The sequence below is a fragment of the uncultured Sunxiuqinia sp. genome (assembly GCF_947495665.1).
In the GTDB taxonomy this organism is placed as follows: Bacteria; Bacteroidota; Bacteroidia; order Bacteroidales; family Prolixibacteraceae; genus Sunxiuqinia; species Sunxiuqinia rutila.
Map to the genome: position 1 here is coordinate 343,091 of NZ_CANLZV010000001.1, position 22,315 is coordinate 365,405.

Consider the following 22,315-nt stretch of genomic DNA (forward strand, 5'->3'; position numbering starts at 1 on the left):
AAAAAACAAATCCCGGATCAATGGTGCACCAACACCTCCCCGGGATAAAATCAAAAAGATTATGACAAAAGTACATCAATTTTCGGTTGGGGCAAAGCTGCCGGCCGGTATTATTGAAGGCACCGAAGCCTTCTGGTTCGATAACGAGAAGTGGTTAATCCACAACGGGCAAACGCTCAGGTACAACGAAGCACCCACGGGGGTTAAGCAAATGATTCAGGAGGCATTTATGGCCGACAAGGTATCGCACAAAATTATGAAGCAAGCGGGCATTACCAGCCTGAACGAGACTTTCGATACCTGGTACCGCTGTGTAATTGGTGCGTTGGACGATGCGCCCGATTTTGTGAACGGCAACCTGAACGCCGATGCTTACAACCACTCGTGTACCAACCACGATTGCGAACTACGCGGCAAGCTGTGTAGCCTGGCCACCGGCCTGAAAAACTACGAGTGTCGCACCATTGAAGAGCTGAAAAAAGGCGAAACCATCGAGCAGGCCGCCAGTGAACTGTGCCTGTCGGTTGCTGGAATGAAATCGCGCATTGAGAAGCTCAAGGAAAAACTGGATGCAAAAAACATGGCCGAGCTGATAGCCAAGGCCACTGAAATAGGAATTTAATCAAACTGTCGAAACCAGCGGACGCCACGCCGCACAAACGAACAAGAAATGAAACCTACCATTTACATTACCGGCAACGACTCGCTTCCGGAGGAACAATACCGGGCACAACTGCAAAAGGCCGAAACCCAAATTCGCAAGGAATTACCACACGCGGCCATTATCAATCCTCTAAAGCTGGGAATACCATCGAGCTGGAGCCAGGAAGAACGCCTGCAGCTGCGGCTGAAAACCCTGAAAACAGCAACTGCTGTAGTTTTCCTCACCGGATGGATTAAAGGCCCATTGGCCAAGCAGGAGTACTGGCATGCACACGAAGCCAACAAGGATGTATTTCTGGATAACCAGATACCACAATTGCAACGAGAATACCGGGCAGCAGCTCACTAAACAAAAACCCCGGAAAGGTCAGCCACAACCGCCCCGGGGAAAAATAACCGAATCATGTGTACAACAAGTCTAACGAAAACCTACGAGAAAAGATGCGTCAACTGTGGTCAACTATTTGAAGCCAGTCAGCCACAAACACGCATTTGTTTCAGCTGTAAGAATCCTTTGAACAAGGTTTGTCCGGTGTGCAAAACCGAATTTCAGGCCAAACGGATAGATACGGTTTACTGTTCCACCAAGTGCCGAAACCGGGCACCTATTCCATCGCGGCAAGATCCGGGGCCGGTACCGCCGAAGTCGTGCGCAATATGCCAGACTGATTTTACACCCAACCATAGCTCAGAAAAGTATTGCAGCCAGGAGTGTAGGCGCGAGGCAAGCCGCCGGGCGAATGCGGTGTATCAGGAGAAACTGAAAACACGTAGCGGTTCAATCCGGCGAAGCTCAACCAACGACCGCCGTAAGGAAACCGTAAATGCGGAGGATATGCCCGTGCTGAACCGGGTGAACAACCGGAATGACCGCGACAAGCTGCGGAGAGCCAAGGTGAAAAGCCCCGATCACACCAAGATGCCTTTTAAGCACTACGATGAAAAACTGCGCATTATGCGCTACTTCCGGACGGAAGAAAAATACCACAACTTTTTAGAAACCAAGCAAAAGCAAAACGCATGAAAGTAACTCTAACATCAACTTCAAAGATTGTCATCCTCAAGCCAGGCTTGCTAAGCGATGGCCTTCCTGCCCGGATTTGGGTAGGCGAAACCGAATCTGGCGTAAAAGTACACGCCTTTATTACCCGCATAGCGGTTGCCAAAGACCAGGACACCGAACAGTTTGAACGCGAACTGCAGCAGTGCGAAACACCCAGCGTTGAAATACAAGCAATTCCAAGACGATTAATAATAGACTAGCCATGGTAGAAAAGTATGAATGCAACTACGGTTTTCACGATGCAGCTGCAGTGTTTTTGATTGACAGGGACAAATTCACTCCTGAGGTTGCCAAAGAAGTCCTGGAGTTTTGGAGCTGGGAATACGATGAAGAAGCCGACCCTATTGAAGAGGCAATCAAAAAAACAGCCATTGAAGTTATTCATGTTGCTTCACTTGAAGGCCTTAATACAGCTGGCGTTAAAAGTCAATTCGATTCAAAAGAAGGATGGTACAGGCTTGACGGCTCTGTAGGAATAACGCTACTTAAAGTTGAAAACTATGAGTTTGACGAAGATCATTTAACTATCAATAAACTACAATCATGAGCAATAAATCACCTCAAAAAGCAAATACCCGCATTTATTTCGAAGATCATGGCCAGGACTTTTTATGGTGGGATCTGAACGAGAACAAGGAGGTTGTTGACTGTGGTCCGTTTCAAGCCAGCGTATGGGTTGGCAGCAAGGTAACCTGCGAACTGGAGCCTGGAAAGCAAGTTGACTTCATCAGCAAGTTTGATGACATTCTGAAGCTTAATTATCCAATTCAAACCATTGAAAATACCAGTCATGCCTAAGATTCAGCAAGTATTTGAGATCGACATTACCCCGGAAAAGTTCCTGCGCAATTGCAGCAGGGTAGAGCTGATTGAACTTCAACTCCTCTTAAGCAGCCCGCACTACCAACACCAAATGGAGGAACCCGAAGCGGGCGATGTATCAATGATTTATTTACCCACTAAACAATAGTTCTTATGAAAGTTGAGCATATCAAAATTGGAACGCCAGTTACCTACTATACGGTAGTTAAAGCCAATGGCGAGAAATGGGATCCTAAGCCCACGTTTATAACCTCCAACCCCTGGACATTAGGTGATGGAGCAATTGTTTGCAAGGTTGATGGAGTAGCAGGCGGTGTGGCCATCAGCCACCTTGAAAAACGTGAGATTGTTGTCAACAAAAAGCCAAAATCATGAAGGAGTTAATTGATGATCTAAAAAAGGCACTTAGCGAAAAGGAAGTGGCCCTAAGAAAATACAATGAAACTGTTGAAGAGGTCGAATCCTGTAAGCAGTCAATAAAAAACACTCTGTATGGACTTGAAGATGCAAGTCCGGATAAATACATGCTTCCGGAGGGGCAGCACACCTATGACTTTGGCGGCGAGTTAATTTCAATTACTGTTGATGAAGGAGAAATAACGCACCTGGAGCCTTTTCGGGCAATAAAGATCAACATGTCAATCAAAAAGGAGAAATCATGAACTATCCAAAACTCTTTATTACTGCATTCATGCAGGTCTTTCTGGTTAGCGCAAACACCTATTTTATCAGCCGTACCGAATGGGCAGGAATAGCCATTTGTGGGTTTGGAATTTCGTACCTCTGGACGATTAACGTCCGGAAGGTTGTTGTCGGATCCTGGCCTTCAAAAGTAATCTATGCTGTTGGGGCCATGTCGGGAGGGCTGCTGGGCGTGGTCATCGCAAGACTAATAAAGCCATGAGCAATAAAGGTACTTACCAACGCAAGTATTACCTGCACCGGCGGGTAAAGAAAGCCGGCTTTAGCTTGCAGCTGGAGCAAACACACAAAACCATATCGGTGTATCCCGATGAAATGGATTCGGCCCGCGAAAATAAGTACGTAGCCGAATTGCAGGCCAAACACAACTACGGAGTTCAAATTTTAAACCCAATGATGAAATGATGGACAAACTCAAATACTCAACCAACTGGAACAACAAGCTGAATTGTAAGATCCACACCACCTTCAGGATGCACAACCCCAAGCGGTTTTATCCGGGCAAACAGTTTATTGAAGAATTGAACGGCAAACCTGTTAACCGGGTAAAGGTGCTGGCAGTATATCCCCGGCAGCTCGATCAGGTTACCAACCTCGAAGCCTACCACGACACCGGCTACAGCTTGCCGCAGTTCAAGAAAATTGTGACCACCATGTACAAAAACAAAGCGCATGTCCCCAGTCAGCTTTTCGACCTGGTGCTGCTCGAAGTTCAGGACAGCCAACAAACCTTAATGCAACAGTAAAAATTGAAGTAATGGCAAAAATTAAAAGCGAAAAATACCAAATAGGAGAGAAGGAGATTAATGTAAACTTCAATTGTAACTCACGTGGAGTTTTCAGCTGCAATCTTCATACTACCTTGCAAGAGGAGCTTGGCCTTAAGGGGCGATTAGAGTTTCCTTCATTGAAAGAGTTGGAAGAAACAATTGACAAGGCGGTTTTGGAATATAAAAACTCTAAGACTTCACATGAATTAATTATTGGCATTAAGTACGGTGCGTCAGGACAATTCTCGAGGAACGAAAAGGGCGAGACTTTTCCTGAATTCTTAGGTGCCTGGAGTAAATATTCAATTTCAGCGTCGTTTAGAGAAATCAATTCAATTATTGGATTTGACTTTCGTGTTTTGATCAAAGAAAATCGAGATGGAAGAATCAAATACTTTGAAGCAAACAGAGTGAGTGACTCACCCCAACGAGTAAGGATGAATCGAGTTGTTGGAGATTTTGTGTCAAATGCAGCCGCTTACCTTCAGGATAATGAAAAGCTGATTAAATATACTGAAGCGGCCTTCAATAACTTAATAGCAATCAACAAGCAGCTACAAAGAGCCAGTGAGTTTTTACTAAAGCTTGCTGCTTCAGAACAGCTGGAGCTAATTCTTAATTCAGAAAATCAAAATTTACTTCAGGCTCATGAAACTCCGGCCACGCACCCGTGAGGAAGCCTTTCGGGCCATACAAGCCTTGAAGGATCCGGGACAGGAAGCTTACCTGGTTGACTCATTTGGTGAACCGATAATCCGGATTACCAACACCCAGGGAGTAAGATGGCAGCCTGGAAACGTAATTACCTGCCCGGAGCAACTGGAAGTAAAACAATATCAAATAATCGCATAAGACATGATTAAAGAATGGAATAACATCTGTGGCCAAATCAACACCGCAGAAGGAAAGCTACAAGACTTTATCGAAAAGGCTGGTCTGTCGCAACTGCAGGCCAACAAGCTGCAAAAGTTTACGAAGGAGTGGAACCAAACGAAGAAAATGGCTGAGCAGTTCGACCAATTTATCTCTCCGGTAGATCCAATTAAGGTCGAGTCGCCATTTGATCAGGAAGACTTCCGCTACATCTGGAAAATGTGGAAGGAGTATTTGCAGGAGCAGCACGGGATCCTGATGCGCTCACGCATGGAGCAAGCCAGCCTCGACTACCTGGAAGAAATATCCGGTGGGGATGTTGATAAGGCCATTGCTTACATCCGGTTCGCCATGAAAGGTCCTTACCGTTCCTTTTTTAAAGTAGAAGAAAACGACAAATTAAAACCTCCAAAATCAAACAACGATGCAGGTGATTTCTAACAACATTCGCCAAATGCGAACAGCCAACGACCAGGAAAAATTGCAGCAGCAAATTAAAGAAAAGGCATACCAGCTGCGCACCTATAAAGCAAGCATCCCGATGAACTACGAGGTATTCAAACAGCTGATTACCTATTATGCGCAGGAGATCCTGGTTCAGCGATCAGTCAATGCCCAGTACACGATTGACCGGCACAACGGGCCAATCATTAAGCAGCTGTACCTGTATTTTACCAACAATCCGGAGTGTGCCTGGAACCTGAACGCCGGCTTAGTTTTTGGCGGGAAAATCGGCTGCGGCAAGTCGGTACTGATGATGGCTTACCTGAACCTATCGAACGAATACAGCCGCCGCCGGACAACCATGGTGCATAGTAAAACGCTGGCCGGGCTGATTAAGCAAAAAGGAATGGAGTTTTACGAAAAGCGACCTCTGTTTATCGACGAGCTGGGACGCGAGGAGTCGGAAGTGAAGGACTTCGGCAACGTCATTAAGCCGGTGATCGACCTGTTTGCACTTCGCTACGAAGCCGGATCGAGAACCTACGCCACGACCAATTTCAACTTCGACGGACTGGAGAAGTTCTATACCGCATTCATCCGAAGCCGCATGGAAGAAATGATGACGCTTGTTCACATGCCTGGCGAAAGCAGAAGACTGAAGAATCAAGTAAAAACCAAATAAGAATATAACAATGAGAAAAGTTGAAGATTTACAAGTTACAGTAACCTACCGGGTAGGTCTAGGCGACGTCAGCATGCCTGAGAAAGTTTATAAGCAGCTTTTTGATGCAGCAAAAAACGGCGATGAAATTGACGGCAGTAGCATGACGTATAGCGATGCCGCAGAGTGGCTAAGCGACAATATCCGTGAGCGGGATTGCATGGACTGGGAGTGTGAAATAGATGAACTTTCTTAAACAATACGACCAAATAAAAATCAGACGATTATGCAATATTTTGTGATAACAACCAACAAAGAAACAGCTCAGGCCATTGAGCAAGTCTTTCAGAGCCCGGTATTGTCAACAGGGAGAACAGTCGCTCTTGGCAAGATAAAACACGAACCCAACTATTCGACAGTCCAAATCATTGCTGATCCAGCAGAAGAGAAGATAAATCCAGAAGATATTTTTTGGATGGGATTTCATTCAGGTACATGTGCCCAAATGCCTAAATAATCAGCTATGACAAAGAAAACAACAGTAACCGCCATTTTTCCGGGCATTGGGAAAGTCGAGATCTCGAAAGAGCGTGCTGACCAAATCAGGAACTTGCAGCGGATCATCCGGGAACAGAAGGAAAAAGAATCAAAAACCAAATAAAATCAAACGGTTATGGAAAATATACCAATCAATAAAGTAAAACAGATCCGCGAAGAATTTGGCCTGACTCACATCGTCATTTTCGGAATGATTGAAGGTGAGAACAACTTTGTTGCAACTCATGGGAAGACAGCAATACAGGCTAAGGAAGCGGCTCAATACGGTAATAATTTGAAAGGGATACTTGGTTGGCCGCTGCAGTTATGCCGTGCGGAACCTTTAAAAAGAGTATGTAAAAATTGCTCATTCTGGCAACGAGAATACTGCATGTTTAAACCTGAACCAATAAGAAGAGGCGGGCTGTCAAGGGCTTGTGGAGAACATTTTGAACCCAATAAATAAAAACGATTATGGCACTAAGTTTTGAAAGCGTAAAGAAAGCATATGAAGTACTTAATGAGATCAAAAAAACAGTTCTTCCGGAACTAACAATAAATTCATGGCCCGAAGACCTATTAGAATGGTCGGAAGATAAACGTGAAAACCCAGAACCAAACACAGTCTATGGATTCGATAAAAAATCAGACGACGGCTGGGAGAACCTGATATTCTTTGTTGAAACTCCATCCAAAGAGCTTAAAGCCAAATTTGATGAACTTAAGGACCGAGTTCCAAACTCATCAATGCTCAAACGATATAGTCAAAATACCGATCTGTACGTTATCGGATGGTTTTAAACCCAATCAAAACAAACCTCTAAAACACCGGCTTTCAGGCCGGTTAAATTATTTATACCGCTATGGCCAAAAAATTCACCGAAACTAAAATCCCTTCCAACGGTTCGAACCGCGTCAGTCTGGTTAAGGAATTCCTTAACACCAACTACGACATCAAAATCAACATATTCGACAATACCAAGGTGATGATCGCTTCAAAGTCGCGTGAGTACGATCAGGAGATTAGCATTGAAGACATTTCGCTGCACATGCTGGAGGAGGGAATTACCGGAGCCGACTCGATCCTGAAGAAGATCCTGACCAGCCCGAACCAAACCGTTCCTTACAATCCGATCAAAGAGTACTTTCAATCGCTTGAAGGTACCTATGGCGGCGAATCGCACATCGACCTGTTATGCACCTTTTTGAAAGCCCGCGACTTTGGCGACAAAGAAGAAGAAAACTACTACCAGAAACGCCTGGTGTACACCTTTCGAAAGTGGTTGGTGGCTACCGTTGCCTGCGCCATGGGCGAAAAGGCTAACGATGCCATGTTTGTGGTGGTAAACTCCGATACCGGCATCGGTAAATCAGGGCTGTTGGAATACCTGGTTCCGGATCTGCTGAAGTCGTATTACACCAAGTCGGTTAAAGACATGAGCTACCCCGATATGTTTACAACCAACCTGTTGATTCAGTTCGACGAAATGGTTGGCCTCACCCGAAGCACAGCGGAGGAGTTTAAGAACATTTTATCCTCACTGTACATCAACGTATCCAAACGCTTCACTTCGACCAAACAGCGCTATGCCAGCGCCTGTGGAACCACCAATAAGGATGCCGAGCATGGTGGCTTCATTCATCCGGACATGAGCTTACGACGGTTTGCCGTGAATCACATTGACGAAATTGACTGGGAAGGCTATACCAAGGTCATTGATGTGGATCAGATTTGGGCCGAAGCTTATATGTTGCTTTCTCAGAATTTCGAATATACCTGGAATAAGAAGGATTTTACCGAATTTGAAGATTATAACAGCCGGTTCCTGATTCAAACCTCCAGCTTCCGCATCCTGAAAGAATGGTACCGCGCTCCGGAACCAGGCGAAGAAGACATGGCCGAGTTTAAACAACCAGTCGAGATCTTACGCGATTTGAAGAAAGCCCGCAAAGTAAATGCTTCCATGACCTCCATTACCGATGTGAATATTGGTATTGCCTTGCGGCAGCTTATGTTTGTTCGTTATGCAAAGAAAGTAAAAGGTCAAAGCCGGTATGGTTATGATGTGATCCCGTTATTCTGATCTTGACTTAGTATTATAAACTTAATAAAGTAGAATTCTTATTCTACTTATTAAAAACTTAAAAAGAAAATATAAAAATGGTTTTCGCTTACAACCTTACAACCGCCATTGTAACCCTAAAGATAATCAGACGCTTTGAGGTTGTAACCGACACCCAAAAAAGCACTTACAACCCACTTACAACCGCTTACAACCCCAAAAAGGTTACAACCGCTTTTTGTGAGTCAATGCGCTGTATTACTGAGCTGTATGAGATGGTTGTAGGTTGTAAGTGGGTTCCGAAATTTTTATTTAAAAGTTGAATTTTAAACCAAAAAACGATGAGCAAACAAATTGAAATCAAAATCGACCGGTCCACACTCCCAGCGGATGGGCAGGAAGTGGAGTGGCAAACCCAAAACGACATCGATGAACAGCAGTGGAAGCGGGGAGTGTTCCGCGAAGGCGATGACCTGTTCACCGTTGGCTTCGGCGAAACATCACGCCACTTCGACTGCATGTGGCAAGTGCATCACTGGCGCCCGTATGAGAAGAAACTAACAAGTTTGTGTTTATAGATTTAAGAAACACGATTGCCTTTTTTGTGGTAAATTGCATGAACTAAATTTTTAAGCACTAAAACATGACAGATTTTTTTAGAATCAACATGCCTTACGGGCTGCACCGAAATGACAACGGAGAGTGGATGGCTTTTAATAGGGAGAACATGCCAATTGGGATAAACAAAAAAACGATTGAGTATGATCAGCATTCGAACTATGGAGACCTTCCAGTCTTTACATCTTATCCCAGATTGTCTGAAGAAATCTTATTGAGGTTATCTGCCGATAAGGGATCGATTCAAAGAGATAAAGATGGAGAAATCAATAAGATCTTTTTATACAACGATTTTTCCAATCCCGTTAATAATCTTAAAGAAGTATCGGACCATTTCGAAAAATATTGGTGCAAACTTCGATTGTTGTCAACTGTTTGCTTTAGATATCCGGAACAGACCGAACATTTAGTAAAGTAAAAACAACAGATTAAGGCAAAAGAGAATGGCAACGAAATCAACTTCGTTGCCATTTTTTATTTTGGATGACTTGTTTAAGTCAGGTTTAATTATCAAAGAATAATAATTTTCCTAAAATCGGGCGGAATAAATGGAACAAGAATTGCATTTTAAGATCTGGAATAATTGAGATCAGTGCGTAGTGATTGAAAAGGTAGACAAAAAGGACCAAGTAGACTTGGCAAATCTCAGTTTGTAAATTATATTTATAAAAATAACCGAGATAGAGTTTGCTATGAAGTTGGACCTTTCAACCAAACCACAAGTCACCGTATCGTTAAATCCACTGCTGGAGGCCTATTGCCGCTTCATCTTCAATACGCCGGCCAAGCAAAAGGAAATTATCGTCAGCCGCACTCACGACATCGGTAAGCTGATCCACTCCAATGTCGTTACCAGCGACCTCCCCGTAAGGCGGCCTTTCATGGATCATCCGGTTACCTTTATTTTACCAGTGAATCCAATCAACCGGCATTCGGTTTACTCCCACTTTTTGAAAGTCAGCAACTGGGGGGAGCAGAAGATCCAGGACGGAATAGAGTATGAGTACCGCAAGTGGGTGGAGCGCCGGTTTGAGATTGGATACGAAGTAAAGTGGAGTCAGAAGGAAATTATCAACGCCGTTTTGCGTGGTCTGAACATCCGAAATAATGCAGCAAATTACGATGCGGTGAAGAAAATCGACTACCGCAACCGGCGAAAAACAGAAGAAAAACGATTTGAAATGCTGCTAAATTCTGATTATTAGGCAGATAGAAAATAATTTCATAGTTTTTGCAAGAAAAAGGTCGTTTTACTATAAATCAGTTTATTATGAACAGCGCAGTTATCACGAAAATAGAATACCAGCTGGATGGTCAGCAGGATTTTTCAGAAATAGAGATTATTCCTCATTCAGCGAAAATGAGCGAAGACCATGCCCGGACCCGTGCCGGTGATCTGCATAAAACCAATGCGCAGTTTAATATAGCAAAAGTCTGCCCGGAAACGGATTCAATCCTTTTGGCTGTAAAAAGCCGAAGAGCGCAGTTCCGGATTACGGACGCAAACGGAGTGATTCACCTGGTTGGCAGCACGAGCTACCCCGCGCGTCTTAGTTATGAAAAAGGACTGGATGGATCTCCTGGTTCTTTTAATGGCTATCGATGCCTGATTACCTGTAGTTCGCCTGTTGGCAGTTCTGCTTCTTAAAACTTACAGTCCTTTATTTCGCCTCATTTCTGTAGTAAAGTTGTAATGTACTTAAATGTATCATTACAATGCCAAAGCAATATTACAGTGTAGAGAATAAGAAATCCGATTCAGTTGACATTCTGATTTATGGTGTAATTGGCGATTCCTGGTTCGAAGAATCAGTTACTGCCCGCCAGTTTGTAGCAGACCTGAAAGCGCTTGAAAAAGACTACTCACGCATCAATATTAGAATTAATTCCCCCGGAGGTTCTGTCTTTGACGGCCTGCCAATTTTCAACGCGATAAGCAATTCTACAGCCGACATCCATACCTATAATGATGGGCTATGCGCATCGATGGCCGCAGTAATCTTGTTGGCAGGGAAGGTTGTGCATTCGGCTGACAATGCTCTCATGATGTTACATTCTCCTATTTCGGGGGTTTACGGAAATGCAGGAGATTTCGAGCAAGTACTGGAAATGCTTGGCAAGGTTCAAGACAGCCTGATTACTTGCATCACCAGCAGGAACACATCAAAAACAGCCGAAGAAATTGAAGCAGCTTATTTTGACCACAAGGACCACTGGCTGACAGCCGATGAGGCATTGGAGGAATTGTTTATTGACGAAATAGTTAAAGGCAGTAAGAAAATTTCAAATAGAGTGAAGAACATGAGCCACGAGCAGGTAATTGATCAGTTTGATAAGCTGGTCAAGGGTCGTTCGTTGTTTGACAGGTTCTTTTCTCAGGCACACGATTTTTTTAACCCTAATCAGGAAGTAGATATGAATTTAAAAACACTTACAAAAGCCTGCGGGTTGCCAGATGATGCAACTGAACAGGATGTTCTTGACTGGATCAATGAACATGGGGCTCCTGGAGCGGATGACTTATCCGAAGAAGAAGCCGAGGAGGAAGAAGCTGAGGAAGCAGAAGAGTCCGAAGAGGAAGCCGAGCAAGAAGAAACTGAGGAAGATGACTCCAAGGATCAGGAAATTGCTGATCTGAAAGCGCAACTGGAAGCTTTGAAGAAAGGTCCAGGAGCGAAAAATAAAAAGGTGCCTAAGAAAACCGATTCGGGTGCTAAGACCGAGGACACATTTAAAACCTACTCCAGTGCCAAAAGCACCTGGGATGCGGTAAACGATCTTTTTGAGTAATTCTTAAAAAAATAAAGATATGCCAACAATATCAAGTAATTCACTGAACACTGCAGCTCAGAAATACCGTAAAGAGTTGCTTATTATGGCCGTGTTAGGCTTAGCCAACACGCTGCAACACATGACACTCCGCACGGGAGTGCGTTACAAGGAAACCGTTGGGGAGTTAACCGGCCCTGTTGAATTGATGCCTTACACCGGCTTACTGGAAAACGAGGGGTACGAAGAGGACGGTATGACCGTCGATGGTCGTGACCTGGAGACGTTCCTTGGTCAGGCTGTCAAGCTTTTTGATCCGAACACGCTTGTTTCTTCCCTTTATGGGGCTGCTGTTACCAAGGGGTCAGGGCTTGAGAATATCGAGTTCAATAAAGCAGTGTTAACCCTGATGATGCGAAAAATTTCAGGTGGACTGAATAAGTCTATCTTCAACGCTACGCGTAATGCGGCTGGGAAAACCACAGGAACCTTATTTAATGGGTTGGACACCATCACTACTGCAGACATTACCGCTGCCAAAATTGCTGTTGCTAAAAACAACCTGTATGAATTTACAGAAGCAATTACGGCCAACAATGCGGTAGATAATCTGAAAGCGGTTTACCGCGCATGCTCTGATGAGCTGAAGAGTGAGATGACAAAAATGGTGCTCCCGCAAGCACTCTACGATGCTTACACCGACGACTACCAACAGACCGTTGGCGCAACTCCTTATAATCGCGAGTTCAAAAAAACCTTTCTTGAAGGATCGGACCGGCGATGTGAATTGGTGCCCCTTGTTGGAAAGAAGGCCGCACCTTACCTTCAGATTACCACGAAGGAGAATATGCTGGTTGGTGTAAACCAGGTTGGTGAAGAAGAGAAAATTGAAGTTCGCAGGGGTGACAACCCGTTCAAGCTTCAGTTTGTAACTACGATGTTCTTCGGAACTCAGTTTGAATCAATCAGTGCCGAGCGTCTGATGGTCGGTAAATTCTTTGCAGGATAGGAGGAGTAATTATGGCTGATAACTTTGGAAATTTAGACTGGGTAGACGGACAAGTGTCCGTCCCCGGCATTTACCCGGAATTATACTTTACAACCAAGAATTCAATTGTAGCATGGCCTCAATTGCCGGATGCGCCGGCAGATGCAGCCGCAGAGGTAACGCTTGCGGGCAATTTCACCTTAGGGCTGGAAGCAGATGAGGTGACTTCGAAGGTTTGGAAGCGTGTTAACTGCATCGATATTAAATCGCAGCCTACTTCAGAACAGCAAGGAGAAGTGCGTTGCAAAACGTATTTGAACAAGCTGAAGGTTGTAGTATCGCTAACTAATGAGGAGGCAACAGCGCTGGCTAAGTTAGCTGCGAACACTGACTTGGTGTGGGCTTTCAGGGAGCGGGATTCCGGTAAGTTTCGCGTATGTGGATCAGAGAAGTTCATGACCGTGACGAAAGTCACGCTTGATATTGGAGGAGCGCCAACTTCGGAAAAGGGCACAACGATAGAGATTGAGGCGGTGGATGTGTGCCCCTTCCCGTTTTACGACGGCTTAATTACCGATGATGCAGGGGAAGTTAACCCGGCAGCGGTATAGCCACGTTCAAAACTACTTTAAAGGCAGCTTAACGGCTGCCTTTTTTATTTGTCCTTCGCAGGTAATTACCACTCTTGTAATTTGTAAACAAAAAAAGGTTATGGCACTATCAATTAAAGATTGGCTGAACGCTGAAACAAAAGATTACGGAATTGGCTTAGCAATTCTGGGGATGCACAGTAAAAATCGTATTCTCCTGCAAAACCTGGGACGAAAGAAAAACCCGGGAAAACTGGAGTATGAAATCAGAAAGATTGCCAAGCATCAAGGTATAGACTTAGATGCTAAGGATCCGGATCGAGAAAAAGACTTAGGGCTTGATCAAGGGCAGGATGAAGCTGGAGCTGACCAGGGGCAAAAAGAGAATAATGCCGATGGCGAAAAAGAGAAGAATGAATCTCATAACGACCAGGTTGTTGAGCAGACGAATGCAACCGAGGGTGCTGAATCGGAGTCTGATAACAACGATGTGATCTCGGGTAAATTAAAGGTGGTTCGGGGAAACAAAGAGGTGAACTTCGAGGATCTTCCAGAGGAGCTGCAAGCCCGATGGAATCAAAACCGCGATGCCTACAAAGAGATCAGGGCTACTCATGAAAAGCTGAAGCTCATGGAGCAGGCTGCTCCTGAAGATCGGGCGCCACTAACTGGACGAATTGCAGAATTGGATAAACAAATCCGATTAAACTGGGAGGCTATTGATGCTTGGCAGCCTGAACAGAAAGCAGAGATGGAATCGGATGCGCAGGCGATAGATCACAAGCGCATCAACGCGAACCGGAAGTACATTTCAACCAATATCAAAAAGCTTCAGGCGGAGGGATTGGACGAAGTGAAAGCTGCTAAAATTCGGGATGGGATTCGAGAAAGGTATGCCGAATTAAAAGCAGCTGGAGAGAGTATTAGCCAGCAAAAGGAAGAAGAGCTTGCCAGGCTTGGTCTGAAATTCTAATTCCATTTAAAAACTAAAGGCCTGGCAACTATTGTCAGGCCTATTTTCTATTGATTTATGCCACGCCCAACCACATTAGAAGTATGTCGCAAGCATCTGTATTCCGATATTGACCAGGTGCCGGTAGCTTACCAGGAGCGAATTAAGCGTCTCCGGGTAGCCTATACCTTTTGGTATGAGTTCCCAACCAAAACGGAGACAGATATACGGAATCATCTGATGAGTGAGTTCGGAGTTGTGAAAAGCACGGCATATGAAGACATTCAGATTACCAAGGTGTTGCTGGGAGACATTAAGAATCCTGCTAAAGAGTGGGTTCGATTCCAGGTAAACGCCATGCTGGATGAAGCCTATAAAAAAGCAAAAGATCAGGATGATGCCAAGGCAATGGTAATGGCAGCCGATAAAAAGGGTAAGTATAACATGCTTGATAAACCGGATGCAGAGCCTTTGCCGTTTGGCGAAATTGTACCACAGCCCTTTGAGCCTACTGATGATCCGTCGCCGCTTGGCATTAAGAAAGATCCAAACATTCGGGCGAGAAAGAAGAAGATGCTGGAAAAATACATGAATGAGATTGAGATCATTGATGTGCCTTATGAAGAAATGATAAACGATGGAAACTCAGCAGAGGAAGAAAATATACTTTAATGATCCGCAGCTGGAGTTCATGTACACCGGTGCTCACACAACCGTTATTGCCGGAGGAAGACGCTTGGGTAAAAGCCATGGTTTCGCAGCTCCGTTTAGTCTGCGTAACACCCAGCAAATGCCTCGGTCCACTGGAGGGATCGTCGGCAGCACTTACCAGCAACTGTTATCCAGAACCTTACCAGGAACACTTCAGGCACTTGAAGAATTTGGCTACAAGCGTGATGTCCATTTCTACATTGGGCACAAACCGCCCAAAAACAGCAATTTTGCCAGACCTATCATTGATCCGCCCAGCTACGAGAATGCAATCATTTGGTACAATGGCACTATCTGGCGCCTGATCTCTCAGGATCGGGCGGGAACATCCAACTCATTAACGCTTGACTGGTTGCTGTTGGATGAGGCGAAGTTTTTGAAGTTTCAAAAGCTGAAAGAAGAAACCTTCCCTGCCAACGGTGGATTTAAGGGCAACTTTGGTAACTGCCCGTGGCATCATGGGATGTTGATTATTTCAGACATGCCAACGACCAAGGCCGGAAGTTGGTTTTTGACCTATAAAGACAAACAGGATCCAGAGCTAATTGAAATAATCCATAGTTTGATCTATGAAAGATGGGAAGTTAAACAGCGAATGCTAACCGACCCAAAGCCATACCATGCAGCTTACCTGCGCGAGCTGGATATTTCCCTGGCTAAGCTCCGGTCGGTTGCCGTGTATTATCGCGAATGGTCAAGTATTGAAAACTTGCTTCTTCTCGGTGATCGATACATCAAGCAGATGAAACGGGATCTACCTCCCTTGGTGTTTCAAACATCAATACTTTCCAGAAAAATAAATAACCAGCGGGATAATTTCTATTCAGCCATGCAGGAAGCCATTCATTACTATGATGCTTTCGACAACAGCTATCTGGATGGACTTGATTTTCGTTTTACGCAGAAGGATGACAATTGCCTCCAGGATGGAGATCTTGATCGAGATAAACCGATCTGCATTGCATTCGACTACAACGCCAATATCAACTGGTTGGTTTGCGGACAGCGCTCAGGCGTGAAGATGAAAACCCTGAAAAGCTTCTATGTGAAGTATGATCGTAAAGTCAGAGAATTGGTTCAGGATTTCTGCAGCTATTACCGCCACCACAATAAGAAGGAAGTTATCTACTACTATGACAATACAGCCCTTGGCACCAATTACGCCGTAGGGGATGATGACTTTGCATCCGTGATTTGCTCTGAATTCGAGCGACTGGGGTGGTCTGTTAATCGTGTGCACGTTGGAAATCCAATGCCACACAAGGATAAGCACATGATGATATTCCAGGCCATGAAGGGGCAGCGTTGGTTGTTTCCACTGTTCAATAAGCCCAACAATGAAGCACTGCTCTTAGCCATGGAGAATACCGGTGTTCGCATTGGTGCTGATGGATTCAAGAAGGACAAGTCTGGAGAGAAACTTTCCGAATCAGAAGAGGATTTATTAGAACACCGCACTGATGGAACTGATGCCTGGGATACCTTGTTCGTTGGCATGAATAAGTTCCCAATCAATGATGAACACGACGAATCAATCATTAGCATCTTCCGGTAATTACCTTTCTTTCTTAATTATACACATCTTACAAGCACGTCAGAATTTTGCCATACGGCATGGCATATAAGGGGTGCGAGGAGTCGGTAATTACCTATTTTGGCTCAGGGCGGTGCGGGATCTGTAGCGAGGTAGATCAAACTTTTTGCAATTTACTCTATGTTTAGGGGTTGGGAATCAGAAGGTTATTTTTTCAAACCCCGGACAAAGACCAAACTCGTGAGATTACCTCCTTGATTTGCTAGAAAATAACCGTAAATTGCTTGATATTGTTAAACCCAAAAAAACGAATAATGAAATCTATCCTTCTAGCTGTAATGGTGGTTTTGCCTTTTTTGGTCAAGGCTCAATCACCGATTGATAATATTCCATTCGTAGATGGTGAAGTAAAGTTTGAAACAATATTGAATGTAGAAGGCAGTTCTGCTGAGAGCTTATATGCCGATACTAAATTAATCATATCTGATATTTACAAGTCTGGGAAGGCAGCTATTGATGTGAGTGATGATGATGCGTTGTTTATCGTTGTCAAGGGAATTACATACTATCCTTTTAAAGATTGGCTTGGAACTGTCGCTCAAAAGCTAGACCACACCCTGAAATTTCAATTTAAAGATGGACGCATGAAAGTTACATTGTTCGACTTAGAGATTAATACAATCCCGATCGAGTGTGTTATTAGAGAATGCAAAGGGTATCGATTTAACAAGAGAATGAGAGAAACGCATGCCAGAGAAATATTGAAAACCTGGGAGAATATGCAATCTCAGTTAATATCTGGATTGGAGAAAGACCAAGACGATTGGTAGTCCGTGCTATCTGTTGAAAACTTTTGTTAGAATAGTTTTAAATAGTATTGACTTTTACGAAAAAAGTTACATGAAACTTTGAAATGATAAGTAAATAGTATAATCTTGTCAGAAATTTTCGCATCCTAACAATGCCTGAACTTCTAAAAAAATCTGAAGAAAACATTTATTCTGCCAATTTGTTAATTGACAATGAGAGGTATTCATCAAGTGTGCATTGCTCATATTATGCTTGTTATCAAAGATTAATGAATTTAATTTCGGTAGAGTATGGGTATGATTATGAGGATATTAACAAGGAAATGCGTGAGTATAACAAGGCATTACACCCAACAAAAAAGATCGGGTCTCATGATTTTTTAATAAAAAATAAACTGAACGATCTTGTTCGCAGGGAGAAAATTGATGATCATAGGCTTGTCAATGACTTAATGATATTAAAAACATTTAGACATAAATCTGATTATAAGAATGTCGAAATTTCACAGGAAGAATCCAGAAAAGCATTAGAATTATCAAAAGAGGTCATAGAAAGACTGATAAAAATATCATGAAAGAAAAAGAATTTATTATTAAGCGATTAACTGAAATCAATAATCAGGTTAAGGGCATCAATATCCGATATGAATATAGCGAAGCGGAGGATGCTCATTTGATTGAGATTACACCGCTGTCTGAGTATAATTCTAATGAATTATATATCAACCTTGAAAGACAGCTGATGTTTGATTTTAATGAAATGTTCTTTCCTGCTACAATTTTATTTTTGACGGAGGATTCATTAATCAAGATAAATCAAGCTCAGCTTGAATTGTCTTCACAGGGATTTAAACAATCAGAAGTAGAACCATTCAAGTCTTCAAGATCGAATTTTAGTTTTAATTGGAGCTCTACAGGATTGTTTGATGTAGAGCATGCTGGAGATGATAATAATTACGCACTAGCTGCTTAGCACTTATAAAATGGAAAAAGCAAAAAGTTCAAAACTGTCGTTTGATGGTTTTAAAATCAATCGCTCTTTGATTAACCTAAAAGGTGAAATTGGAACTGACATGAATATGGAGTTTGATGCTTCTGGAGAAATAAATAGATCAAACCAGTCGTTTAGATTAGATTTAAATATTCACATTAAGGACAATTCTGAAGCACTCAATATCGAAATCGACACCTCTGCTAATTACAAATTAGATGAAGGAGATATTGATGATCCTGCATTTAGTAATTATTTATACTTAAATGCCCCCGCGATATTGTTTCCATACATTAGAGCTTACATTACATCATTGACAGCTCTTTCGGGGATTGAGCCAATAACTATCCCAATTGTAAATCTTGCAGGGCTGAGAAAAAGCCTGGAAGAGCACACTCAGATAATATAAAGCCGGCTTTAAGCTGGCTTTTTTTGTGATATAACCTGTCCTTTCCCTCATCCAAAGCCGCCACTATCTTTCCTCAAAAAAAAGATAGTTATGCTGCACCTGGCACAAGCGAGAAAAATTATTGAGAGCAAAGAGCCGTTTAATATTTCATATTGGGAAAAGAACGGTGAAATTGTGCATGCCGAAAATGTGGTGTGCACCAGCTCCTATTTTCGTGGCAACACCTTCAACTTGAAGTTTCTCACCTCTGAGGAATTTAGAACGGTTAAAGCGCACCTGATCTGGAATATCAACGGAGAGGAGGTATTTGTATGAAAAACAGCACTCCGACAATGAAAAATCCGCCAGCTCCTCCAGCTTCGGTTGCTGATGATTTCATCTCTTTTGGGGTTCACGTGGTTCATGGAGGCAATGAAGCCTTTGCAGCTCTTATTACGGAAGACTCCAGAAGGATATTTGACTATGAGGATGTAAAGCCTAAGGACATAAAGAATGGCTATCGTGGGTACGTTCCATGGGGCGAAGACAATGAGCTACCGTACCAAATACTGGAAAAGGTTCGCAATGACGAAGTGATGTCGTCAAACATGTCTTTTAACATTACTACGGCCTATGGTCGGGGCTTTCATTCTACGATGGCTGATGGATCTCCAATTACCGATAAGGATATCAAGAAGTTTTTCCGGCGGAATAACATGGTCAAATTTTGGGCAGAACAGTTTACTGACATCAAGCATTTCCTTTTTTCAGTAATGGTTGTCATCCTCGATAATGAGGGGTCTAGAATTGTTCAGATTCGCCATAAGGAGGCCATTAATTGCCGCTTTGAGACTTGCGATCCGGAAACCGGAGACATTGAACATGTTTTTTACGCCAACTGGAAAGACAATCCGAGCGACGATCAGGTTGATGCCATTCCGCTCCTGGACATAGATGATCCGATAGGAGACCTGATGGTTCGATTGGGCAGGGAACCAAACCCGGACACCGGTAAAAATGAGGAAAAAACCAGTGACCGCATGTTTGCGATTGTGAACCGGATTCCTACAGCCGGCGAGAAGTATTATCCGTTTCCCTATTACTGCAGTACCTTCAATTCGAAATGGTACGATCTGAAAGCAGCCATCCCGATTGCCAAGCATGCTAAAATGAAGAATGGCATGGCCATTCGCTATATTGTGGAACTGCACAAAGATTACTTTGTAAAGCTGTTTGAAAGTGAAAAGATTACTGACCCGGCCAAGAAAAAGGAGCGGCGAACGCTAGAGATTAATAATATTAAGAACTTCCTGTCGAGCGAGGAAAATGCGGGTAAATCATGGACTTCGAGCTACTATTACGATCCGAACGGCAACGAGGTGAAGATGGTAAAGATTACCCGGGTGGATAAAGACAAAGAAGGTGGCGACTATATTGAAGATTCAGAGGAAGCCGCGAATATTGTTTCTTACGCCATGGGTGTGCATCCTAGCCTGATCGGTAGTTCGCCTGGTAAAAATAAGTCGATCAACGGAACTGAAGCCAGGGAGTTATTCACCATGAAGCAGGCCCTTGAACGAATGCCGCGTGACATTATGATTCAGCCGTTTTATCTGCTAAATGATGTCAATGATTGGGATCTCGAGTATGATATTCCGGACATGATGCTTACCACGCTTGACCAGAAAACAGACGCCAAAGAAGTTTCAACCAAAAAACCGACTCCAGATGATAGTCAAAACGATTGATCAGTTCCAGAAGGCCGTTCCAACGACGGTTAGCATTGAAAACTTTTCCGATGTAGAACCTTACATTGCCAGCGCCGAGCTGTGGACACGAAGCCAGGTGCTTGGGAATGATCTTTATGCTTATGTGGATGCACTTGTGGATCCGGCTGGTGATGACTTGACGCTGCAGAAGCTTTGTATCAATATCATCAGCAATCATGCCTATTGGGACGCAATACCATTTCTCGATCTGGTGCACACTGAAAGTGGCTTTGCGGTTATTTCGGCCAACAACAAGGTGCCGGCCAGTAAAGAACGGGTGGAGCGATTACGGGAACAATGCCTGATTCGTCGCGACAATGAGACAGAGTTGCTGATTACATTCCTGGAAGGGCGTATTATTTACCACGACGACTGGAAGGGATCGCCAGCCTATTCGGTAATGACCGACTGTTTGATTCGTACCGCTACCGAGCTGCAGCAGTATGGCAGCTGGGAGGGCAGCCGGCGCGATTTCTTGAAGCTTCGACCGAAACTGATTCAGGAGACGATGATGCGGCTGGAACCAGTGTTCTCGAAAGATTACATCGAAGAGTTAATCGAGAAGCAACGCGACAATGAAATTGTTGGCGATGATGTGAAGGTGATTGAATTGCTGAAATATGCCATTGGCAGCCTGGTGAACGGAAACCCCGAAGCGGCTGAAAAGATTGCTGCAGATGCCTTGCGTTATATGGATTCGCACCTGATTAGCTTCCCCACCTATACCGCTAGCAGTGAATACCTGGCCCGAACGATGGCTAATTACGAAAACGACGCTGACTCACCGATATTCTCAAGTTTGCACTAATGGAATTAAGACTAGACCTTCCAACAAAAACAACCGATCTGAGTGGGAAACAGCTTCAGCTTGTTTCATGGCTCTTTCTGCAGGGATATTCCGAGACTGAATTTCTGCTGAAAGCATTCATGCACTTATCCGGACTTCGGCTGATTACCGATCGAGATCCGGAGGCTGACGGAGCGCGCTGGTATAAACACCGATCGCTGAAAAGGCCATTTGTTTTGGATAGTGAATTGCTTGCTGAAATGTCGAAGCGATGCGGGTTCTTGTTGAAGCCCGATGAGTTTCATCCCTTGCCTTGGATCCGGAAGGCCCGGGCGCGTCATTTTCGTTTATACAATGCCTCGTTTGAGGAGTACCTGATGGCAGAGAATTTTTACCTTGCTTATGTAGAAACCAAGGCAGACGAACACCTGGATAACCTGATCGCATGTCTTTACAGGCCGATATGGCAACGCTGGAACGCATCGAAGATCCAGCAGCGGGCAAAACGTTTCCGGAGTGCAGACCCGGCTATTAAAAATACCGTATTTATGTGGTATGTCGGCTTTCGCACCTATGTGCCCAAGCGCTGCAAAACACTATTTACTCCAGGCAAAAAATCCAAACGCCCGTTTCATCCACGGGAGTATATCAACGGAATGATTCATCAGCTCAATAATGGAGATATCACAATTAAGGATAAGCTTATGAAGCAGCCCGCCTGGGATGCGCTGGACGAATTGGAACAGCGAGCCATTGATCACGAATTGGCAATGGAGAATAAGTAGTCATCCTGAACTTGGTTCAGGATCTT

Annotated in this window: 40 protein-coding genes; all 40 read left to right on the top strand. The window is 43.9% G+C overall.

Features of this window, described 5'->3' with window-relative positions; all coding sequences use genetic code 11:
* Positions 1-61 precede the first annotated feature (61 nt).
* Positions 62-622, top strand: coding sequence for a hypothetical protein (locus Q1A18_RS01510; RefSeq protein WP_299576606.1), 561 nt, complete (start codon positions 62-64; stop codon positions 620-622).
* Positions 623-670: 48 nt separating this feature from the next.
* Positions 671-1,012: a DUF4406 domain-containing protein gene (locus Q1A18_RS01515; RefSeq protein ID WP_299576608.1), complete on the top strand. Its 342-nt coding sequence runs from the start codon at positions 671-673 to the stop codon at positions 1,010-1,012.
* A 54-nt stretch (positions 1,013-1,066) separates the two neighbouring features.
* Positions 1,067-1,687, top strand: coding sequence for a hypothetical protein (locus Q1A18_RS01520; protein ID WP_299576610.1), 621 nt, complete (start codon positions 1,067-1,069; stop codon positions 1,685-1,687).
* Positions 1,684-1,926, top strand: a complete 243-nt coding sequence (locus Q1A18_RS01525; protein WP_299576612.1) for a hypothetical protein — start codon at positions 1,684-1,686, stop codon at positions 1,924-1,926. The genes Q1A18_RS01520 and Q1A18_RS01525 overlap by 4 nt, the downstream gene beginning before the upstream one ends.
* A gap of 2 nt (positions 1,927-1,928) precedes the next feature.
* On the top strand, positions 1,929-2,273 hold the full coding sequence (locus tag Q1A18_RS01530) for a DUF2528 family protein (RefSeq protein WP_299576614.1): 345 nt from the start codon (positions 1,929-1,931) through the stop codon (positions 2,271-2,273).
* Entirely contained in the window at positions 2,270-2,524 is a 255-nt protein-coding gene (locus Q1A18_RS01535; RefSeq protein WP_299576616.1) for a hypothetical protein, read from the top strand. The genes Q1A18_RS01530 and Q1A18_RS01535 overlap by 4 nt, the downstream gene beginning before the upstream one ends.
* Entirely contained in the window at positions 2,517-2,696 is a 180-nt protein-coding gene (locus tag Q1A18_RS01540) for a hypothetical protein (RefSeq protein WP_299576618.1), read from the top strand. Before Q1A18_RS01535 ends, Q1A18_RS01540 begins: the two co-directional genes overlap by 8 nt.
* Before the next feature lie 5 nt (positions 2,697-2,701).
* Positions 2,702-2,923, top strand: a complete 222-nt coding sequence (locus Q1A18_RS01545) for a hypothetical protein (RefSeq protein ID WP_299576620.1) — start codon at positions 2,702-2,704, stop codon at positions 2,921-2,923.
* On the top strand, positions 2,920-3,210 hold the full coding sequence (locus tag Q1A18_RS01550; protein WP_299576622.1) for a hypothetical protein: 291 nt from the start codon (positions 2,920-2,922) through the stop codon (positions 3,208-3,210). The genes Q1A18_RS01545 and Q1A18_RS01550 overlap by 4 nt, the downstream gene beginning before the upstream one ends.
* Entirely contained in the window at positions 3,207-3,452 is a 246-nt protein-coding gene (locus Q1A18_RS01555) for a hypothetical protein (RefSeq protein ID WP_299576624.1), read from the top strand. Before Q1A18_RS01550 ends, Q1A18_RS01555 begins: the two co-directional genes overlap by 4 nt.
* The gene (locus tag Q1A18_RS01560) at positions 3,449-3,655 is read left to right on the top strand and encodes a hypothetical protein (RefSeq protein ID WP_299576626.1); all 207 of its coding nucleotides are present in this window, start codon (positions 3,449-3,451) and stop codon (positions 3,653-3,655) included. Before Q1A18_RS01555 ends, Q1A18_RS01560 begins: the two co-directional genes overlap by 4 nt.
* Positions 3,652-3,996, top strand: coding sequence for an ASCH domain-containing protein (locus tag Q1A18_RS01565; protein WP_299576628.1), 345 nt, complete (start codon positions 3,652-3,654; stop codon positions 3,994-3,996). The genes Q1A18_RS01560 and Q1A18_RS01565 overlap by 4 nt, the downstream gene beginning before the upstream one ends.
* A gap of 11 nt (positions 3,997-4,007) precedes the next feature.
* Positions 4,008-4,694, top strand: a complete 687-nt coding sequence (locus Q1A18_RS01570; protein WP_299576630.1) for a hypothetical protein — start codon at positions 4,008-4,010, stop codon at positions 4,692-4,694.
* A complete protein-coding gene (locus Q1A18_RS01575; RefSeq protein ID WP_299576632.1) occupies positions 4,669-4,872 on the top strand; it encodes a hypothetical protein in 204 nt (67 codons plus the stop codon). The genes Q1A18_RS01570 and Q1A18_RS01575 overlap by 26 nt, the downstream gene beginning before the upstream one ends.
* 3 nt (positions 4,873-4,875) lie before the next feature.
* Positions 4,876-5,334, top strand: a complete 459-nt coding sequence (locus Q1A18_RS01580; RefSeq protein WP_299576634.1) for a hypothetical protein — start codon at positions 4,876-4,878, stop codon at positions 5,332-5,334.
* The gene (locus tag Q1A18_RS01585) at positions 5,318-6,019 is read left to right on the top strand and encodes a hypothetical protein (protein WP_299576636.1); all 702 of its coding nucleotides are present in this window, start codon (positions 5,318-5,320) and stop codon (positions 6,017-6,019) included. Before Q1A18_RS01580 ends, Q1A18_RS01585 begins: the two co-directional genes overlap by 17 nt.
* A gap of 10 nt (positions 6,020-6,029) precedes the next feature.
* Positions 6,030-6,254: a hypothetical protein gene (locus tag Q1A18_RS01590; RefSeq protein WP_299576638.1), complete on the top strand. Its 225-nt coding sequence runs from the start codon at positions 6,030-6,032 to the stop codon at positions 6,252-6,254.
* Between the two features lie 30 nt (positions 6,255-6,284).
* On the top strand, positions 6,285-6,515 hold the full coding sequence (locus Q1A18_RS01595) for a hypothetical protein (RefSeq protein ID WP_299576640.1): 231 nt from the start codon (positions 6,285-6,287) through the stop codon (positions 6,513-6,515).
* 6 nt (positions 6,516-6,521) lie between these two features.
* Positions 6,522-6,659, top strand: coding sequence for a hypothetical protein (locus Q1A18_RS01600; RefSeq protein ID WP_299576642.1), 138 nt, complete (start codon positions 6,522-6,524; stop codon positions 6,657-6,659).
* Positions 6,660-6,671: 12 nt separating this feature from the next.
* The gene (locus tag Q1A18_RS01605; protein ID WP_299576644.1) at positions 6,672-7,001 is read left to right on the top strand and encodes a hypothetical protein; all 330 of its coding nucleotides are present in this window, start codon (positions 6,672-6,674) and stop codon (positions 6,999-7,001) included.
* An 8-nt stretch (positions 7,002-7,009) separates the two neighbouring features.
* Complete coding sequence (locus Q1A18_RS01610; protein WP_299576646.1) at positions 7,010-7,336, top strand: hypothetical protein; 327 nt, start codon at positions 7,010-7,012, stop codon at positions 7,334-7,336.
* 62 nt (positions 7,337-7,398) lie between these two features.
* Entirely contained in the window at positions 7,399-8,619 is a 1,221-nt protein-coding gene (locus Q1A18_RS01615) for a VapE domain-containing protein (protein ID WP_299576648.1), read from the top strand.
* A gap of 320 nt (positions 8,620-8,939) precedes the next feature.
* Positions 8,940-9,176 carry a hypothetical protein gene (locus Q1A18_RS01620; protein WP_299576650.1) on the top strand — a complete coding sequence of 79 codons (237 nt, stop codon included), beginning with the start codon at positions 8,940-8,942 and terminating at the stop codon, positions 9,174-9,176.
* 65 nt (positions 9,177-9,241) lie between these two features.
* Positions 9,242-9,634 carry a hypothetical protein gene (locus tag Q1A18_RS01625; RefSeq protein ID WP_299576652.1) on the top strand — a complete coding sequence of 131 codons (393 nt, stop codon included), beginning with the start codon at positions 9,242-9,244 and terminating at the stop codon, positions 9,632-9,634.
* 274 nt (positions 9,635-9,908) lie between these two features.
* Positions 9,909-10,421, top strand: a complete 513-nt coding sequence (locus Q1A18_RS01630) for a hypothetical protein (RefSeq protein ID WP_299576654.1) — start codon at positions 9,909-9,911, stop codon at positions 10,419-10,421.
* Between the two features lie 65 nt (positions 10,422-10,486).
* Positions 10,487-10,864, top strand: coding sequence for a hypothetical protein (locus tag Q1A18_RS01635; protein WP_299576656.1), 378 nt, complete (start codon positions 10,487-10,489; stop codon positions 10,862-10,864).
* Positions 10,865-10,932: 68 nt separating this feature from the next.
* Entirely contained in the window at positions 10,933-12,006 is a 1,074-nt protein-coding gene (locus tag Q1A18_RS01640; RefSeq protein ID WP_299576658.1) for a head maturation protease, ClpP-related, read from the top strand.
* A gap of 19 nt (positions 12,007-12,025) precedes the next feature.
* Positions 12,026-12,994 carry a hypothetical protein gene (locus Q1A18_RS01645; protein ID WP_299576660.1) on the top strand — a complete coding sequence of 323 codons (969 nt, stop codon included), beginning with the start codon at positions 12,026-12,028 and terminating at the stop codon, positions 12,992-12,994.
* A gap of 11 nt (positions 12,995-13,005) precedes the next feature.
* Positions 13,006-13,584, top strand: coding sequence for a hypothetical protein (locus Q1A18_RS01650; RefSeq protein WP_299576662.1), 579 nt, complete (start codon positions 13,006-13,008; stop codon positions 13,582-13,584).
* 100 nt (positions 13,585-13,684) lie between these two features.
* Positions 13,685-14,536 carry a hypothetical protein gene (locus Q1A18_RS01655; protein WP_299576664.1) on the top strand — a complete coding sequence of 284 codons (852 nt, stop codon included), beginning with the start codon at positions 13,685-13,687 and terminating at the stop codon, positions 14,534-14,536.
* A gap of 57 nt (positions 14,537-14,593) precedes the next feature.
* Entirely contained in the window at positions 14,594-15,187 is a 594-nt protein-coding gene (locus Q1A18_RS01660; RefSeq protein WP_299576666.1) for a hypothetical protein, read from the top strand.
* Positions 15,153-16,781: a hypothetical protein gene (locus Q1A18_RS01665; protein ID WP_299576668.1), complete on the top strand. Its 1,629-nt coding sequence runs from the start codon at positions 15,153-15,155 to the stop codon at positions 16,779-16,781. Before Q1A18_RS01660 ends, Q1A18_RS01665 begins: the two co-directional genes overlap by 35 nt.
* A 293-nt stretch (positions 16,782-17,074) precedes the next feature.
* Complete coding sequence (locus Q1A18_RS01670; RefSeq protein WP_299576671.1) at positions 17,075-17,590, top strand: DUF4468 domain-containing protein; 516 nt, start codon at positions 17,075-17,077, stop codon at positions 17,588-17,590.
* Positions 17,591-17,721: 131 nt separating this feature from the next.
* On the top strand, positions 17,722-18,144 hold the full coding sequence (locus tag Q1A18_RS01675) for a hypothetical protein (RefSeq protein ID WP_299576673.1): 423 nt from the start codon (positions 17,722-17,724) through the stop codon (positions 18,142-18,144).
* A complete protein-coding gene (locus Q1A18_RS01680) occupies positions 18,141-18,542 on the top strand; it encodes a hypothetical protein (protein WP_299576675.1) in 402 nt (133 codons plus the stop codon). The genes Q1A18_RS01675 and Q1A18_RS01680 overlap by 4 nt, the downstream gene beginning before the upstream one ends.
* Before the next feature lie 10 nt (positions 18,543-18,552).
* On the top strand, positions 18,553-18,969 hold the full coding sequence (locus Q1A18_RS01685) for a protein-export chaperone SecB (RefSeq protein ID WP_299576677.1): 417 nt from the start codon (positions 18,553-18,555) through the stop codon (positions 18,967-18,969).
* A gap of 90 nt (positions 18,970-19,059) precedes the next feature.
* Positions 19,060-19,284, top strand: coding sequence for a hypothetical protein (locus tag Q1A18_RS01690; RefSeq protein WP_299576679.1), 225 nt, complete (start codon positions 19,060-19,062; stop codon positions 19,282-19,284).
* A gap of 17 nt (positions 19,285-19,301) precedes the next feature.
* On the top strand, positions 19,302-20,696 hold the full coding sequence (locus Q1A18_RS01695) for a hypothetical protein (protein ID WP_299576681.1): 1,395 nt from the start codon (positions 19,302-19,304) through the stop codon (positions 20,694-20,696).
* The gene (locus Q1A18_RS01700) at positions 20,677-21,525 is read left to right on the top strand and encodes a DUF6712 family protein (protein WP_299576683.1); all 849 of its coding nucleotides are present in this window, start codon (positions 20,677-20,679) and stop codon (positions 21,523-21,525) included. Before Q1A18_RS01695 ends, Q1A18_RS01700 begins: the two co-directional genes overlap by 20 nt.
* Positions 21,525-22,289, top strand: a complete 765-nt coding sequence (locus Q1A18_RS01705) for a hypothetical protein (protein WP_299576685.1) — start codon at positions 21,525-21,527, stop codon at positions 22,287-22,289. The genes Q1A18_RS01700 and Q1A18_RS01705 overlap by 1 nt, the downstream gene beginning before the upstream one ends.
* Positions 22,290-22,315 lie beyond the last annotated feature (26 nt).